A 17,367-nucleotide genomic window follows, 5' to 3' on the forward strand; every position below is an offset into this window, starting at 1 on the left:
TCGCCGGGCGATCAGGCGTCGCCCAGCCGTTCGGCGAGTACGCGGCCGATCCGGGCGAGCGGTGCGGGCCTGCACATCTCCTGATGGGTGCAGTCCACGGCGTACCGCTCCACCCGCCCGGTGACGGTGGGTTCCCAGGCGGCGGCCGTCACCAGCTCCGGCGGGCGTTCGTCGGCGGTCGCCGTGAAGTGGAGCAGGCTCCCGTCGAACCGGCCGGGCAGATGGGTCGCCGAGATCCTCGCGTTGTTGGAGAAGACCTCGGTCAGGGCCACGAGACGGCGCTCTTCGAGATCCGCCAGGGGCCCGCCGCCGTTCCGCAGGATCTCGACGGCGTCGGCGAGCCGCGGCGGTTCGCCGTCCTCGCCGTCCTCGGCTTCCCGGGGGTGGCCCGCGAAGTCGAGCAGGGTCGCGAGGACTTCCCGCTCGTCCGGGAGCGGGACCGCGGCCCCGGGGTCCCTCGGATAGGAGTCGAGCAGGGCGAGCAGGGCCACCTCCTCGCCCTCGTCCTGGAGGCGGACCGCGACCGCGTGGGCGGCGAGACCGCCGAAGGACCAGCCCAGCAGGTGATAGGGGCCGGTGGCCCGGACCGAGCGGATCTGTGCGACGTAGTCGGTGACCAGGTCGTCCATCGTCTCCGGGTACGCGTCCGGCCTCGCGATGCCCCGGGACTGGAGCCCGTACACCGGGCGGTCGGGGCCCAGCAGCCGGAGCAGACCGGTGTAGCACCAGCTCAGACCGCCGGCGGGGTGGACGCAGAACAGCGGCGGGAGCTCTCCGGAGGCGCGCAGCGGCAGGAGTACGTCGAAGGCGTCGCCCGAGACGCCGAGGCGCAGGCGTTCCATGAGGCGGCTCACCGTGGGCGCGGCGAAGAGGTCGCGGACCGACAGCTCGCGGCCCGTCGTCCGCGCGATGCGGCTCACCAGCCGGATCGCCGCCAGCGAGTCGCCGCCGAGTTCAAAGAAGTCGTCGTCGATGCCGGTGCCGACCACTCCGGCGAACTCGGCGAACAGACCGCAGAGGATCTCCTCCTCGGGTGTGCGCGCGGGCCGCCCCAAGACCGCGGAGCGCGGGCCGGGCTTCGGCAGGGCCCGCCGGTCCAGCTTGCCGCTGGAGGTCAGGGGTAGGGCGTCCAGCACGACGAAGGCGGCCGGAACCATGAACTCCGGCAGCGCCCGGGCGGCGTGGGCCCGCAGGTCGGCCGGGAGCGGGCGGGCGTCCGGCGCTCCGACCACGTACGCCACCAGCCGGTGTCGTCCCGGCTCGTCCTCGCGCGGCAGGACCGCGGCCCGGGCGACGGTGGCGTGCCGGGTCAGGACCGCCTCGATCTCGCCGGGCTCGACGCGGAAGCCGCGCAGCTTCACCTGGTCGTCCGCGCGTCCGGCGAAGCGCAGAACCCCGTCACCGGTCCACCGCGCGAGGTCCCCGGTCCGGTACATCCGCTCCCCCGGCGCGCCGAACGGGCAGGCCACGAACCGTTCCGCGGTGAGGCGTCGCCGGTTCAGATAGCCGTGGGCGAGCTGGACGCCGGCGAGATAGACCTCGCCGACGGCGCCCGGCGGCACCGGGCCGAGGCCCGCGTCCAGCACATAGACGCGTGTGTTCCGGACGGGGCGGCCGATGGGCTCCGGGCGACCGGTCGCCTCCACATCGGTGTCCGTGCCTGAGCCTGTGGCCGGTCGGCGCTCGCAGGTCCAGGAGGTCGCGTGCACGGTGGTCTCCGTCGGGCCGTACAAGTGGTGCAGGGCCACGTCCAGCAGGTTCAGGGCGCGGTCCCGCAGATCCGCCGGGAGCTTCTCCCCGCCGGTCAGGATCCGCCGCAGGCTCGTGCAGCCGGCGGCGGCGGGTTCGTCGAGGAAGGTCCGCAGCATCGGCGGGACGAAGTGCACGGTCGTCACCGCCCGCTCCTGGATCACCCGGGCCAGATAGGACGGATCCCGGTGTCCTCCGGGATCGGCGACGACGATCCGGGCACCGGTGGTCAGGGGCCAGAAGAACTCCCACACGGACGCGTCGAAAGCCGTCGGCGCCTTGTGGAGCACGGAGTCGTCGGGTCGGAGTCCGAACTCGGCCTGAATGCCGAGCAGCCGGTTCACCACCGCCGCGTGCGGGACGACCACACCTTTGGGCGTGCCGGTCGAGCCGGAGGTGTAGAGCACATACGCGGGGTGCGAGGGCGTCAGCGGCCCGCCCCGGGCCGCGCGGCCCGGATCGGTCGCGGGGAGGTCGCCGGGGTCCCTCACCAGGCCGGGGTCGTCCAGGACGCAGACCGGCCCGGCGTCGTCGAGCATGGCGCGGTTCCGTTCGGCCGGATGGTCCGCGTCGACGGGCAGATAGGCCGCGCCCGCCTTCAGTACGGCGAGCAGGGCGACGGCCAGTTCGGCGGAGCGCGGCAGCGACACCGCCACCACTCGCCCCGGCCCGGCTCCGCGCTCGATCAGGGCGTGGGCCAGCCGGTTCGCGCGCGCGTTCAGCTCGCCGTAGGAGAGGGCGACGCTCCCGGCCACCGCCGCGATCGCGTCCGGGGTCCGTGCCGCCCACGCCTCGAAGAGTTCCGGCAGGGTCGCCGGGGACAGGGGCCGCGCGGTGTCGTTCCACTTCACGAGGGTCCGCTCGCGCTCGTCCGGGGTGAGGGTGCCGAGCCGCCAGATCCGCTCGGCCGGGTCGGCGGTCGCGGCGTCGAGCAGCCGCTCGAACCGGGTCGCCAGATCGTCCGCCGTGTCCCGGTCGAAGAGGTCCGTGCTGTATTCGACGGTGCCCTCCAGACCGCCGGGCAGCCCGTCCCCGGTGTGCCGGTCGGCCAGTCTGAACAGCAGGTCGAACTTGGCCGACCGGGACTCCGTCCGCTCGGCGCGGGTGCGCAGGCCGGGGAGGGCCGGTGTCAGCTCCTCGGTGTGGTGCAGGGTCAGCATCACCTGGAAGAGCGGGTGCCGGGACGCCGAGCGGGGCGGGTTGAGCACCTCGACCAGATGCTCGAAGGGCACGTCCTGATGCGCGTGGGCGGCGAGACCGGTCTCGCGCACCCGCTCCAGCAGGTCCGCGAAGGCCGGGTTCCCGCTGGTGTCGGTGCGCAGGACCAGGGTGTTGACGAAGCAGCCGACGATGTCGTCGAGCGCGTCGTCGGTGCGCCCCGCGATCGGGGTGCCGATCGGGATGTCCTCTCCCGCGCCCTCCCGGGTGAGCAGCGCCGCCAGCGCGGCCTGGACGACCATGAACAGGCTCGCGTTGCGGGCCCGGGCCAGCGCGACGAGCCGGGCGTGCAGATCCGGTCCCACCCGCAGCGGCACGGAGCCGCCGCGGTGGCCGGACATCTCCGGGCGGGGCCGGTCCCGCCGCAGCTCCAGCTCGGTCGGCAGCCCTTCCAGCGTGTGCCTCCAGTACTCCACCTGGCGGGAGAGCACGCTGTCCGGGTCGTTCCCGTCGCCGAGGAGCCGCCGCTGCCACAGTGTGTAGTCGGCGTACTGAACGGGCAGCGGCGTCCAGGCGGGGGCCCGGCCCGCGCTCCGGGCGGTGTAGGCGTGGGACAGATCCCGGGCCAGCGGACGGTTGGACCAGGCGTCGCCCGCGATGTGGTGGAGCACGAGCATCAGTACGTGCTCGTCCGGCCCCCGCTCGAACAGCACGGCGCGCAGGGGCGGTTCGGCCGCGAGGTCGAAGCGGTGGCCCGCGACGGCCGTGAGCGCGGCGGCGAGCCCGGTATCGGCGACCGGCCGGACGGCCAGCTCGACGGGGGCGTCGGCGGGGTCCAGGACGCGCTGGCGCGGCAGGCCGTCGGTGTCCGGATAGACCGTGCGCAGCACCTCGTGTCTGGCCGTCACATCGTTCAGCGCGGCGCGCAGCGCGATGATGTCGAGGTCTCCGGTCATCCGCAGGGCGAACGGTGTGTTGTAGGTGGCCGACGGGCCCTCCAGCCGGTGCAGGAACCACAGTCGGTGCTGGGCGAACGACAGCGGCGGTTCGGCCGGCCGGTCGTCGGCGGGGCGCAGCGGCGGTCGCCGGGAGGCGTCCGTGCGGGACGCTTCGACGCGGGCCGCCAGGCCGGCCGCCGTGGGGGCCTCGAACACGTCCCGCACGGAGAGTTCAGCGCCGAGCACCGTCCGGATGCGTGACACCAGGCGGGTCGCGAGCAGTGAGTGCCCGCCGAGGGCGAAGAAGTCGTCGTCGATCCCGGCCCGCGCGATCCCGAGGACGTCGGCGAGGACGCCGAGCACGATCTCCTCGGCGGGTTCGCGCGAGGCGCGGCCCCCGGCCCCGTGGGAGCCGGGGCCGGGGGCGGGCAGGGCGCGGCGCTCCACTTTCCCGCTGGGGGTCAGCGGCAGCGCATCGAGGACGACGATCGCGGCGGGCACCATGAAGCCGGGCAGTGTCCGGGCGGCGAACTCCCTGAGTTCGCGCGGGTGCGCCCGGGCGCCGGGCGCGGGCACCACATGGGCGGTGAGGCGCTGGTCGCCGGGCCGGTCCTCGCGAACGGTCGCGACCGCCTGGGCGACCGTGGCGTGCCGGGCGAGAGCCGCCTCGACCTCGCCGAGCTCGACGCGGAAGCCGCGCAGCTTCACCTGGTCGTCCGCGCGTCCCACGTATTCGAGCAGTCCGGCCGCCGTCCAGCGGGCCAGGTCGCCGGTCCGGTACATCCTGGTTCCCGGTGCGCCGAACGGGTCGGCGACGAAGCGTTCCGCGGTCAGGCCCGGCCGGTTCAGATAGCCGCGGGCGAGCTGTACGCCGGCGAGGCAGACCTCCCCCACCACGCCGGGGGGCACCGGCCGCAGCCGGGTGTCGAGCACATAGGCCCGGGTGTTGGCGATCGGCCGGCCGATCACCGGCCGGGCGCTGTCCCGTACCCGGGCCCCGACGGCGTCCACGGTGCACTCGCTCGGCGCGTAGTAGTTGTGGACCTCGACGTCCGGGTACTCGCGCAGCGTCTCCCACAGCGCCGGGCCCGTGGCCTCCGCGCCGAGCAGTATCACCCCCGGCCGGTGCCCGGGGCCGTCCAGGAGTCCCAGCGCCGTCAGTTCCCGCAGCAGCGACGGTGTGATCCCGAGATAGTCGATGCCCCGGTCGCGTACGTACGCCAGGAGCGCGGCGGCGTCGCGGCGGGTCTCGTCGTCCACGATGTGCAGTTCGTGCCCGGCCACGAGGCCGAGGAGCTGTCCCATGCTCGCGTCGAACGACAGAGAGGCCGTGTGGGCCACCCGCAGCCGCCGCCCGGCCGCCCCGGTCACTGCGGCGGCCGGGGCGAAGACGCGGTCGCGGTGGCTGGCGTACAGATTCGCCAGCCCCAGATGGGTCGCGACCACGCCCTTGGGTACGCCCGTCGATCCGGAGGTGTAGACGACGTACGCGGCCTGGTCCCCGCGCACCACGGGTGAACCGGCCCGCGCGCCGGCGTCCGGCCGGCCGTCGGCGCCCGTACGGTCGTGGGCATCCGGCCTGTCGTCGGCGTCCAGCAGCATCAGGGGTGTGCGGCTCCCGTCGAGCCGTCCGGCGAGCGCCTCCTCGGTGACCACGACGGCCACGGACGCGTCGGCGAGCATGAACGCCAGGCGTTCCGAGGGGTAGTCGGGGTCCAGGGGGACGCACACCCCTCCGGCCCTCCAGACGGCCAGGACGGCGGCGATCATGTCGGCCGAGCGGCGCACGCACAGCCCGACCAGGGTGTCGGGCCCGACGCCGCGCGAGGTCAGCCGCCGGGCGAGGCCGGCGGCCCGGGCGCGCAGTTCGGCGAAGGTCCACTCCGTCCCGTCGGCGACCACGGCCACGGCCCGCGGGGTGCGCGCGGCCTGTGCCTCGAAGGCCTCGGGAACCAGTACGGACGGCGGTTCCCCGACGGTACCGCTCCACTGTGCCAGCACCCGGTCCCGCTCGCCCGGCGCGAGGATCTCCAGGGCGCCGAGCAGCCGTCCCGGGTCCGCGGCCACGGCGGCGAGGACCCGGACCACCCGGTCGAGGATCGCCTCCGCGGTCTCCCGGTCGAAGAGGTCGGCGCGGTGGTCCAGCCGCAGCCGCGGCGGTCTGCCGGGCATCACCATGAAGTTGAGCGGGTAGTGGGTGACGCCGTGGCTCCGGTTCGCGGTCACCCGCAGCCCTCCGCCGTTCGCGGCGGCGGCCGCTCCGGCGTCCCCGGCCGGGAGATTCTCGTACACGGTCACCGTGTCGAAGAGGTCGCCGGTGCCGAGGGCGCGCTGAATGGCGGCCAGTCCCGTCTGCTGACAGCCCATCAGGCGTGTCTGGTCCTCCTGGAGGCGTGCCAGCATCGCGGCCAGCGGCTCTGCCGGGTCGAGGCGGACCCGGACCGGCAGGGTGTTGGCGAACAGGCCGATCATCCTCTCGACCCCGGGCACCTCGGGCGGACGCCCGGACACCGTGGTGCCGAACACCACGTCGTCCCGTCCGGTGAGCTGGCCGAGTACCACCGCCCAGACGCCCAGGAACACCGTGCTCAGGGTCAGGCCCTCGCGGCGGGCCAGGCCGTCCAGCGCGGCGGTGAGGCCGTCGGGCAGCTCGCGGTGGACCGTCCCGGGGATCACGGACATCCGGGACGGGTCCGGCGGACCCACCCTGGTCGGTTCGTCGACGCCCTTCAGCAGCTCGCGCCAGACGTCCTCGGCGGCCGCCCGGTCCTGGGTGTCCAGCCAGACCAGATAGTCGCGGTACCGGGCCGCCGGCGGCATCCCGTCCGCCCGGCCGCCCCTGGTGTAGAGCCGGAACAGCTCCCCCAGCATGAGCTGCGCGGACCACCCGTCCAGCACCAGATGATGGGCGGTGACGAGGAAGAGATGGCGGTCCGTTCCGAGCCGGACGAGGGTGAACCGCAGCAGCGGCGGGCGGGCCGGGTCGAAGCGGCGGAGCCGGTCCTCGGCGGCGATCCGCTCCGCCTCGGCCTCCCGTCCGGAGGGGTCCGTCGCACCGAGGTCGATCTCCTGCCAGGGCAGCGCCACCTCACGCGGAATGATCTGTACCGGCTCATCCATTCCCTCGTGCCAGAAACCGGCCCGCAGGCTCGCGTGACGCCGCAGCAGCGTCTCCGCGGCCGCGCGCAGCGCACCGGTGTCGAGCTCCCCGTCCAGCTCGAAGGCCAGTTGCAGGGTGTAGACGTCGAGCGCCGACCGGTCGTAGAGCGCGTGGAACAACAGCCCTTCCTGCAACGGCGCCAGCGGCAGGATGTCCTCCAGCTCCGACGGTGTCCCGGTCATCGTGTCCTCCTCCATTCGGCTTCGAGCCGCTCAAGTCCTTGCTGGCTCAGCCGCACCAGCGGTACGTCGGACGGGGTGAGTCCGCCCGCGGCGGGGCGGGTCGCGTGCGCGGCCAGCACTTCCAGGGCGCGCTCCCAGGCAGCGGCCAGATCGCGCGGGCCCGCCTCGCCGAACCGGTCCTTCGGCAGGCTCCAGGTAGCGGTCAGCCGGGGGCCGCCCGGACGGTCCACCGCGGCGGCCCTCATCTCGATCTGATACGCCGACCGCCCGCCGGGCCCGTCCGGCCAGGGTCCGGACGGGATCCCCGGGAGCCGCCCGAGGTAGTGGAACGCGACCCGGGGTGCGGGCAGGACCGCCAGGACCGGTGCGGTGCCGGGGTTGAGGTGGCGCAGCAGACCGAAGCCCGCTCCGCCGTCCGGCAGGGACCTCAGTTCCTCTTTGACCCGCTTCAGGGCCGATACGGCGGCGTCCCCGCTCTCCCACAGCTCCCGCCGGTCCGCTCCGCCGAGGTTCAGACGGACGGGATGGGTGACGGTGAAGCGGCCCAGGGTGCGGGAGAGGTCGATGTCCTCGGCGATGCCGGTCCGGCCGGGCCTCCGCACATCGGCGACCACGAAGTCTCCCCGGGCGGCCCCGGTGGCCCCGGTGGCCCGCCCGCGTCGCCAGTCGGCCACCGCCAGGGCGAACGCGGTCAGCAGTACGTCCTCGGTGTCGGCGCGGAAGGCTTCTGGCACGCTGGTGAGCAGGGCCCGCGTGCACTCGGCGGACAGGGTGGTCGTGAGGGTGTCCGCCTCGGCTGCCGGGTCCCCGCCCGGCTTCTCGCCCGGCTCCCGGGGGCCGGTGTCCGGCTGGGAGAGGAGCCAGGTCCACCGTGCCAGCTCGTCGACGCGCCGGGCGTCCTGCGCCTGGGCGCGCAGATGCTGGGCCCAGCGCCGGAACGAGGTGCCGACCTCGGGGAGTTCGGGCCGGCGGCCGGCGGCGGCCGCCTCGCAGGCGGTGGTGACGTCCTGGAGGAGTACGCGCCAGGATCCGGCGTCCGCGACGAGGCGGTGCAGCACCAGCAGCAGGCTGCCGGGCCGGTCCGGCCCGGCGTCGAACCAGACCGTCCGGAGCAGTGCCCCGGACTCCGGCGCGAGGCGGGCGGCGGCCGCGCGTTCCCCGGCGGCGAGCCGGGCCTCGTCCGGCGCCGCGCCGATACGGTGGAGGAGGTCCGCGGCCCGGACCGTTCCGGGCGGTGTCACCTCCGCCGACCACTCGTACCCGTCCGTCCGGCCCGTCCCCGGGCCCTCGCCGGGAACACGGTTCAGACGCATCCGCAGTACGTCGTGGTGGTCCAGGACCGCCTGGAGGGCCGCCTCCACCTCCCCCTCGGTCAGCCCCGCGGGAACCTCCACGGCCATCGCCTCGTACCGGGTGCCGGGATCCGGGTCCCGTTCGCGCAGCTCGTGCAGGGCCGGTGTCAGCGGCACCGTACCGATGCCCGCCCGGCGCGCCCCGGCACCGGCACCGGCACCGGCACCGGCCGGCGGCCCGTCGGGCGTCTGGGCGGCCGAGGCGAGCGCGGCCACCGTTTTGTGCCGGAACACCGCCTGGGGGGTGATCGCGATGCCCGCCTCCCTGGCCCTGCTGACCAGTTGGATGGAGACGATGCTGTCGCCGCCGATGTCGAAGAAGTCGTCGTCGACGCCGACGGCCGGCAGACCGAGGACATCGGCGAAGATGTCGCACAGCAGCCGCTCCCGCTCGGTGGCGGGCGGGCGGGACGGCGGGAGGCCGGGGAGTTCCGGCGCGGGCAGCGCCCCGCGGTCGACCTTGCCGTTCGGCGTCAGCGGCAGGGCGTCGACGGTGACGACGGCCGAGGGCACCAGATACTCCGGCAGTCTCTCCCGCAGCCGGGCGCGTACGGACGCGCCCAGGGCCGCCCCCGGCGCGCCCCCGGCCGGATCGTTGGTGAAGCCGGGTGGCACGGGCCGGTCCGGCGCACCGGGGACCACCGGCCGGTATCCCCCGGTGACCGGGGTTCCGGCACTGTCCGGGGCGTCGGCGACCAGGGCGTCGAAGCGGTCGTCGCCCTCCTCGCCCGACCAGGTGATCTCCACCCGGAAGCCGAGCCGTTCACCCAGTTCGCACAGGGTCTCCGGGTCGACGGGCGCGGTGTGCGCCACGGTGGCCCCGCCCGTCAGCCGGGCGTTGGGGATTCCGGTGACCCTCAGCCGCTCCGGCCTGCGCGCGGTCAGCAGCGCGGCGAACTCCTCCGCCCCTTCGGCCGTCTCCTTCCAGCGCAGTACCGGCGCGTCGTCGAACGAGCGGGCCGGTGACGGCAGCGGTGCGCGGCGCAGGACGACGTCGTACCGGTAGCGGGAGAGCTCGTTGTGGTACCGGCCGCGCTTGAGCCGCACGTCCACGGCGGCGATCTCGGGCAGGGTCTCGGCGACGGCCGGGAAGAAGTCCGGGTCGACCAGCAGTTCCCGTTCCGGCGCGGTGCTGCCGGTGGCGGCCCGCAGCGTCGGCAGCAGCCGCAGATTGCGCACATCGCCGAGGAAGAGCGCGCCGCCGGGCACCAGCAGCCCCATCGCCTTGCCGATCACCTCGGTCAGATAGCCGGCGTCGGGGAAGTACTGGGCCACGGAGTTGAGCACCACGGTGTCGAAGAAGCCCTCGGGCAGCCCGGTGATGTCGTCCGCGGGCCGCACCCGCAGCTCCACCCGGGGGGCGATCTCCGGCTCGTCGGCCAGCCGGGCCGCCAGGGCCCCGATCGCGACCGAGGACAGATCGGTGCCCCAGTACCGCTCGCACTCCCCGGCGAGCCGGGACAGGATCAGGCCTCGGCCCACCCCGATCTCCAGGACGCGCCGGGGCCGCAGCTCCCGGATCCGGTCGACGGTCGCGTCCCGCCACTGCCGCATCTCGCTCTCCGGGATCGGCAGCCCGTCGTAACTGCTGTTCCAGCCGGTGAAGTCCTCGCCGAACGGAGCGGGCGCGGACTGCCCGTACAGCGTGTCGTACAGCTGCCGCCACTGCGCGAGCGTCCGGCTGCCCGTCTCCTGCGACTCCTGTGACTCCTGCGGTCCGTCGGCGGTGTCCGGGGCGGCCTCGGGAGTCTCCGGCTCCGGCACCACGTATCCCACCAGCCGGATTCCGCCGGGCCCGTCCTCGCGGACCGCCGCGACCGCCTGCGCCACCCGGGGGTGGGCGGCCATCGCGGACTCGACCTCGCCCAGCTCGACCCGGTGTCCCCGGATCTTCACCTGCTGATCGGCCCTTCCGGCGAACTCCAGGTCGCCCGCGGAGTTCCACCGCGCGAGGTCCCCGGTCCGGTACATCCGCTCCCCCGGCGCGCCGAACGGAGCGGCCGTGAACCGCTCGGCGGTCAGGCCCGGCCGTCCGAGGTAGCCGCGCGCCAGGCCCGGGCCGGCGAGGTACAGCTCGCCCACCACCCCCGGCGGCACCGGACGCAGCCGGGCGTCCAGCACCTGGGTCCGGGCGTCGGGGAGCGGGGTGCCGATGGGCGGGATCCCGTCCTCGCCGGACAGCGGCCCGCTCATCGTCGCGCAGACCGTCGACTCCGTCGGCCCGTAGGCGTTGACCATGCGACGGCCCCGGCTCCAGACGGCCGCCGTCTGGGGCGGGCAGGCCTCACCGGCCACGATCAGGGTGGTCACCGGCGTCAGCTGATCGGGGGTCATCACCCCGAGCGCCACCGGCGGCACGGTCAGATGCGTCACCCCGCGCTCGGCGACCAGGGCGGCCAGGTCCGGTCCCGGCAGCAGCCTCTCGGAGGGTGCCACCACGAGCGTCGCGCCGGTCAGCAGTGCCATGCACAGCTCCCAGAACGCCGCGTCGAAGCCGGGCGAGGCGAATTGCAGGACTCTGGCGCCCGGCCCGGCGCCGAAGGCACGCCGCTGGGCCGCCACCAGGGCGGCCACTCCGGCATGGGTAACCGTCACGCCCTTGGGTGTGCCGGTCGAGCCGGAGGTGTACAGGACGTAGGCGGGGTTCGCGGGCGTCAGCGGGCGTACGCGGTCGGCGTCCCCCGGGTCGCCGACCGGACGCCCGGCCCGGGCCCTTTCCGCTTCCGTTTCCGCTTCGGCTTCGGCTTCGGCTTCGGCTTCGGCTTCGGCCAGGTTCAGCCTGGGCAGTTCAGCGCCGCCGGGCAGTTCGCCGTCGCCGGTGCCGGGGCCTCCGGTGCCGCCGGTCAGCAGCAGTGACGGCCGGGCGTCGTGGAGCAGGAACGCGAGGCGCTCGGCCGGGTGGCCGAGGTCGAGCGGGAGGTAGGCCGCCCCCGCCTTGAGGACCGCGAGTATCGCCACGACCAGATCGGCGGAGCGGGGGAAAGCCAGCGCGACGGTCCGCTCCGGCCCTATGCCGCGCGAGATCAGCAGATGGGCCAGCCGGTTCGCCCTGGCGTTGAGCTCCCCGTAGGTCAGCGCGCCGGTTTCGGACAGTACGGCCGTCTCCCCGGGCCGGTGGGCGGCCTGACGCTCGAACAGCGCCGGGAGAACGGCCCGCGGAATCGGGTCCCCGGCGGGGCCCGCCACCCGGGCGCGCTCGGCGGGGGTGAGGATGTCGACCTCGCCGATGCGCCGCGCCGGATCGCCGCTCACCGCCTCCAGGAGTCGGATCCACCGCGCCGCCAGGGCCTCGACCGTCCGCCGGTCGAACAGGTCGGCGCTGTACTCCACCGTCCCGCGCACTCCCCCGAAGGAGCCGGCGGGCGCTCCCGGCGGCGCGGGGCGTTCCGAGAGACTGAAGAACAGGTCGAACCGCGAGGTCCCCGAAGCGGCCGGCTCGGGTGTCACCTCCACTCCGGCCAGCGACAGACCCGCCTCCGGTGTGTTCTGGAGCACCAGCGCCACCTGGAACAGCGGATGGCGGTTGGGGGAGCGGACCGGGTTGAGCACCTCCACCAGCTGTTCGAAGGGCACGTCCTGGTGGGCGTAGGCGCTCAGCGCGGTCTCCCGCACCCGTGCGAGCAGTTCGCCGAACGACGGGTCGCCGGAGGTGTCGGTCCGCATCACCAGCGTGTTGACGAACAGTCCGATCGCGTCGTCGAGGACCTCGTCGCGACGCCCCGCGACACCGCTGCCGATCGGCAGATCCGTACCGGCTCCGAGCCTGGTCAGCAGGGCGGCCAGACCGGCGTGGAGCACCATGTGCAGGCTGGTCCCCTCCGCCCGGGCCAGGCCCGCCAACGCCCGGTGCAGCCCGGGGCCCAGATCGAAGCCGAGGGTCCCGCCCCGGTATGTGGAGACGGCGGGGCGGGTGCGGTCCGCCGGGAGCGCGAGCTGTTCGGGCAGCCGCGCCAGCGCCCCGGTCCAGTACCCGATCTCCCGGGCGAACAGGCTGTCCGGGTCGTTCTCGTCCCCCAGCAGCGTGCGCTGCCAGAGCGTGTAGTCCGTGTACTGAACAGGCAGCGGGGTCCATGCCGGGGCCTCGCCCCGGCACCGCGCGGCGTAGGCCGACGCGAGGTCCCGTGACAGCGGGGCCGTCGACCAGCCGTCCCCCGCGATGTGGTGCACCAGGACCACCAGGACGTGTTCGCGCTCGCCCAGGACGAACAGCTCGGCCCGCAGCGGCAGATCGACCGCGAGATGGAAGGGGTAGCGCGCCGCTTCCGCCACGGCCTCGCGGAGCCCGGCCTCGTCGGTGTGCCGGACGATCAGTTCGGGGCGCGCGTCGGCCGTACGGAGGACGAGCTGACGGGGCACCCCGTCCGTCGCGGGGAACACGGTGCGCAGGCTCTCGTGCCGTGCCACGACGTCGGCCAGCGCGGCCCGCAGCGCGCCCCGGTCCAGCCCGCCGCGCAGCCGCAGGGCGAACGGCATGTTGTAGGTCGCGCTCGGCCCCTCCAGACGGTGCAGGAACCACAGCCTCTGCTGTGCGAAGGAGAGCGGCACCACGGCGGGCCTGGGCATCGGACGCAGGGCCGGGCGCGGCTTCTCGTGCCGTGCCTCCGCCTCGCTCAGCAGCTCGGCGAGCCCTGCGGCGGTGGGCGCCTCGAACACGGCGCGGACGGGGAGTTCGACGCCGAGGACGGTCCGGACGCGGCTGAGCAGCCGGGTCGCCAGCAGCGAGTGCCCGCCCAGGTCGAAGAAGTCGTCGTCGACACCGACCGCCGCCACCCCGAGGACCTGCGCGAAGAGGTCGCACAGTGTCTGTTCCCTCGGTGAGGCGGGCCTGCGCGAGCCCGAGAGGGATCCGAGGTAGGGGGCGGGGAGCGCCGCCCGGTCGAGCTTTCCGTGAGCGGTCAGGGGAAGCCCGTCGAGGACCATCACCGCGGTCGGCACCATGTAGTCGGGCAGCCGCTCCCGCAGCGACAGGGTGAGCGCGGCGACGAGTTCGCCGCGTCGGCGCGAGGCCGAGGGGTCGTTCGCGAGCGCCGCCGAAGACGTGTCCGACGCGGTCACAGCCGGACGGTGGACGCCGTCGAGCGCGCCCGGCAGGGGGTGCAGGAAGAGGACGTCGAGGCGCTCGGCGTCCTCGCCCGAGCGGGTCACCGCGACCTGGTAGCCCATCCGCTCGCCCAGTTCGTGGAAGGCGTCGGGGCCGAGCCCCGGTGGCGTGGACCGCTCCGCGGCCCCGAGCGCGGCGAGCAGATCCGCCGGTGCCGCTCCCTCGTCGAGGGCGCGCAGTGCCGCGGCCTCGTCCGCCAGCCGCTCGTCGGGGACGCCGGTCACCCGCAGCGCCGGTACGCGGTACCACGCCAGCTTGCGTTCGAGGGCGGCCGGACCGCTGATGTCGTGACCCCAGCGCAGCTCCGGGGCCCCCGCGAGGGACCGGAGCCGGTGTACCGGCCGCTTGTGGAGCACAACGTCGTACCGGTAGCGGCTCAGCTCATTCACGTAGGCGCCGCGCTTGATCCGGAGGTCGACACCGGCGATGTCGTCGCGCCGCGCCGCGAGCGCGGTGAAGAACCCGGGGTCGAGGAGCAGTTCCTTCTCCAGCGGCATGGACTGCTCCACCGCGCGGCGTACCACGGCGGCGTCGGCGGACGCCGTGGCACGGCGCAGTTGCACCGCCGTGTGCAGGCAGCGCAGCAGCCGCAGGTCGCGCACATCGCCGAGGAACACCGCCCCGCCGGGCCTCAGCAGCTCCAACGCCGTATCGATCACACGGGTGAGATAGCCGGCGTCGGGGAAGTACTGGGCGACCGAGTTGATCACCACGGTGTCGAAGTGGCCGGGCGGCAGGCCGTCGGCGTCCGCGGCGGACTGGACGCGCAGTTCCACCCGCCCGCCCAGGCCCTGTTCGGCCGCCTGGGCCCGGAGCCGGCCGACGGCGTCCGCCGAGATGTCGGTGCCCCAGTAGGTCTCGCACTCCGGCGCGAGCCGCGAGAGGAGCAGGCCGCTGCCCACGCCGATCTCCAGCACCCGGGAGGGCCGCAGCTCGCGGATCCGCGCGACGGTGGCGTCCCGCCACTGGCGCATCTGCTCGACGGGTATCGGCGTTCCGTCGTAGCTGCTGGTCCAGCCGGCGAAGTCCTCGCCGAACGGGGGCGGCTCCGCGCCGGCGCGCCCGTCGCCGTAGAGGGAGTCGTACACGTCCTGCCACTCGCCGAGCTGGGCCCGTGCCACCTCGTCGTCCCGCTGTTCGCCGACCGCCGGGACGACATAGGCCACCAGTCGCGCATCGGACGGCCGGTCCTCCCGGGCGACCACGGCGACCTGTGACACGGCCTCGTGCCGGGACAGCACCGCCTCGATCTCGGCGGGTTCGATCCGGTGTCCGCGGATCTTGATCTGCTCGTCCGCGCGGCCGGTGAAGACCAGCAGTCCGTCCGTGTTCCACCGGGCCAGATCCCCGGTCCGGTACATCCTGGCTCCCGGGCCGCCGAACGGGTCCGCCACAAACCGCTCCGCCGTCGGTCCTGGCCGGTTCAGATAGCCCCGGGCGAGCTGCGCCCCGGCCAGATACAGCTCCCCGGTGACACCGGGCGGCACCAGTCTCATCCGCGTGTCGAGGACATGGGCCCGCGTGTTCGGGACGGGCCGCCCGATCGGCACCGGGCCGTCCCCGATCGCCGCGCCGGGCGGCACCCGGTGCACGACACAGCCCACCGTGGCCTCGGTCGGCCCGTACTCGTTGACCACCGCGGCCCCCGGCCGCGACCTCCGCCACGGCCCGAGCTGCTCGCCGGTGAGCTGTTCACCGCCCACGACCAGCTCCGCGACCGGCGCCGGTGTCCCGGGCCGGGTGTCGAGCAGCGCGAGATGGCTCGGGGTCGCCTTGAGGAAGGTGTACGGACCCGGGGCGGAGGCTCCCTCCGACACCTCTCCGACCAGCACTCGTCCGCCGGCCGTCAGCGGGACGAACAGCGCCGTGACGGTCAGGTCGAAGGAGACCGGCGAATGCAGCAGCACCGTCCCGGCCGTGCCCGGGTACGCCTCGCGGGCGAAGTCCAGGTAGGCCGCGAGCGCCCGGTGTTCGACGACCACGCCCTTGGGGCGGCCCATGGAACCGGAGGTGTAGATCACATACGCGGGGTGGCTCGATCGCAGTGCCGTCGTCCGGTCGGTGTCCGACGGATCGCGCTCGGGCTGTTCCGCGACGGCCCGCGCGGTCTCCGCGCCGTCCGTCCCGATCCAGCGCACACCCTCCTGGGGCAGGTCCGTGACCAGCGCGCTCAGGGTGAGTCCGCAGCTCACGCGGGCTTCGCCGAGCATGGGGCGAAGCCGCTCGGCCGGGTGGGCGGGGTCGAGCGGCAGATACGCGGCGCCCGTCTTGAGGACGGCCAGCAGCGCGACGACGAGGTCGGCCGAGCGGGGCAGGGCGACCGCCACGACATGCTCGGGTCCCGTTCCCCGGGCGATGAGCAGATGCGCCAGACGGTTGGCCCGCGCGTTCAGCTCGGCGTAGTTCAGTTCGGTGGTGCCGTCGGTCACGGCGACCGCGTCCGGCGTACGCGCCGTCTGTGTCTCGAAGGCCCGCGGCAGCGGTGTCGGCCGGGTCTCGGACTCGGTGCCGTTCCATGTCACCAGCAGCTTTTCGCGCTCGGTGGCGTCGGTGAGGCCGAAGGCGCTGATCGGCAGGTTCCGTCCGGCCGCCGCCGCTTCCAGCAGCCGTACGAACCGGGCCGCCAGGGCTTCGGCGGTGCCGGGGTCGAAGAGATCCGTGCTGTACTCCAGCACACCGTCGACCCGGTCCGGGCGGCCGTCGCCGGTGTACCGGTCGGTGAGGCTGAACAGCAGATCGAACTTGGCCGCGTCCACTTCGGCGACATCGGGGGTGACCCGCACTCCGGGCAGGGTGAATTCGGGGGCGGCGTTGTTCTGGAGCGTCAGCATCGTCTGGAACAGCGGGTGCCGGGCCGCCGACCTGACCGGGTTGAGCACCTCGACGAGGTGCTCGAAGGGCACGTCCTGGTTCGCGTAGGCGGCCAGGTCGGTTTCGCGCACGCGCTCCACCAGGCCGGCGAAGGTCGGGTCTCCCGAGGTGTCGACGCGTATCACGAGCGTGTTGACGAAGAACCCGACGAGGTCGTCGAGCGACTCGTCGGTGCGCCCGGCGATCGCGCTGCCGAGCGGGATGTCCGTGCCCGCGCCGACTCTGCTGAGCAGGGCGGCCAGTCCGGCCTGGAGCACCATGAAGAGGGTCGCACCGCACTCGTGCGCCAGTTCGGCGAGACGGCGGTGCAGCTCCGGCTCCAGGGTGAACAGCGTCTTTCCGCCGCTGTGGCCGCTCACGGCGGGGCGGGGCCGGTCGGCGGGCAGGTCCAGTTGCCCGGGCAGTCCGTCGAGGGCGCGGACCCAGTGGGCGAGCTGAGTGGAGATCAGACTGTCCGGGTCGTCCTCCCGGCCCAGCAGCTCCCGCTGCCAGAGTGTGTAGTCGGCGTACTGAACAGGCAGCGGGGTCCACTGCGGGGCCCGGCCCGCCCGGCGCGCCGCGTAGGCGTCGGAGAGATCCCGGGCGAACGGGACGTTCGACCAGCCGTCCCCGGCGATGTGGTGGATCACCAGCAGCAGCACATGCCGGTCGCTCCCGAGCGCGAAGAGGTCGGCGCGCATCGGCGGCTCACCGGTCAGGTCGAACCGGTGGCCCGCCGCGTCGGCGAGTGCTTCGTCCAGTCCGGCGGCGTCGATCCGGTGGACGGGAAGCCGGACCAGCGCCTGGTCCGGGGCGAGGACGACTTGACGGGGTGTTCCGTCGGTGTCCGGGAAGACCGTACGAAGGGTCTCGTGCC

General features: G+C 74.2%; 2 protein-coding genes. Both read right to left on the minus strand.

Annotated features, from left to right (window positions below; translation table 11 throughout):
• Window positions 1-11 precede the first annotated feature (11 nt).
• The gene (locus tag IE247_RS25010) at window positions 12-7,187 is read right to left on the minus strand and encodes a non-ribosomal peptide synthetase (protein WP_190125515.1); all 7,176 of its coding nucleotides are present in this window, start codon (window positions 7,185-7,187) and stop codon (window positions 12-14) included.
• Window positions 7,184-17,367 (minus strand): non-ribosomal peptide synthetase (locus tag IE247_RS25015; RefSeq protein ID WP_190125516.1); only part of this gene is annotated, 10,184 nt, incomplete at its 5' end. The genes IE247_RS25010 and IE247_RS25015, both read right to left, overlap by 4 nt.

This window comes from Streptomyces inusitatus (assembly GCF_014651115.1).
In the GTDB taxonomy this organism is placed as follows: domain Bacteria; phylum Actinomycetota; class Actinomycetes; order Streptomycetales; family Streptomycetaceae; genus Streptomyces; species Streptomyces amakusaensis.

Coding starts and splice junctions, on each gene's coding strand:
- IE247_RS25010 (WP_190125515.1), bottom strand. CDS start 7,187: ATGACCGGGACACCGTCGGAGCTGGAGGACATCCTGCCGCTGGCGCCG.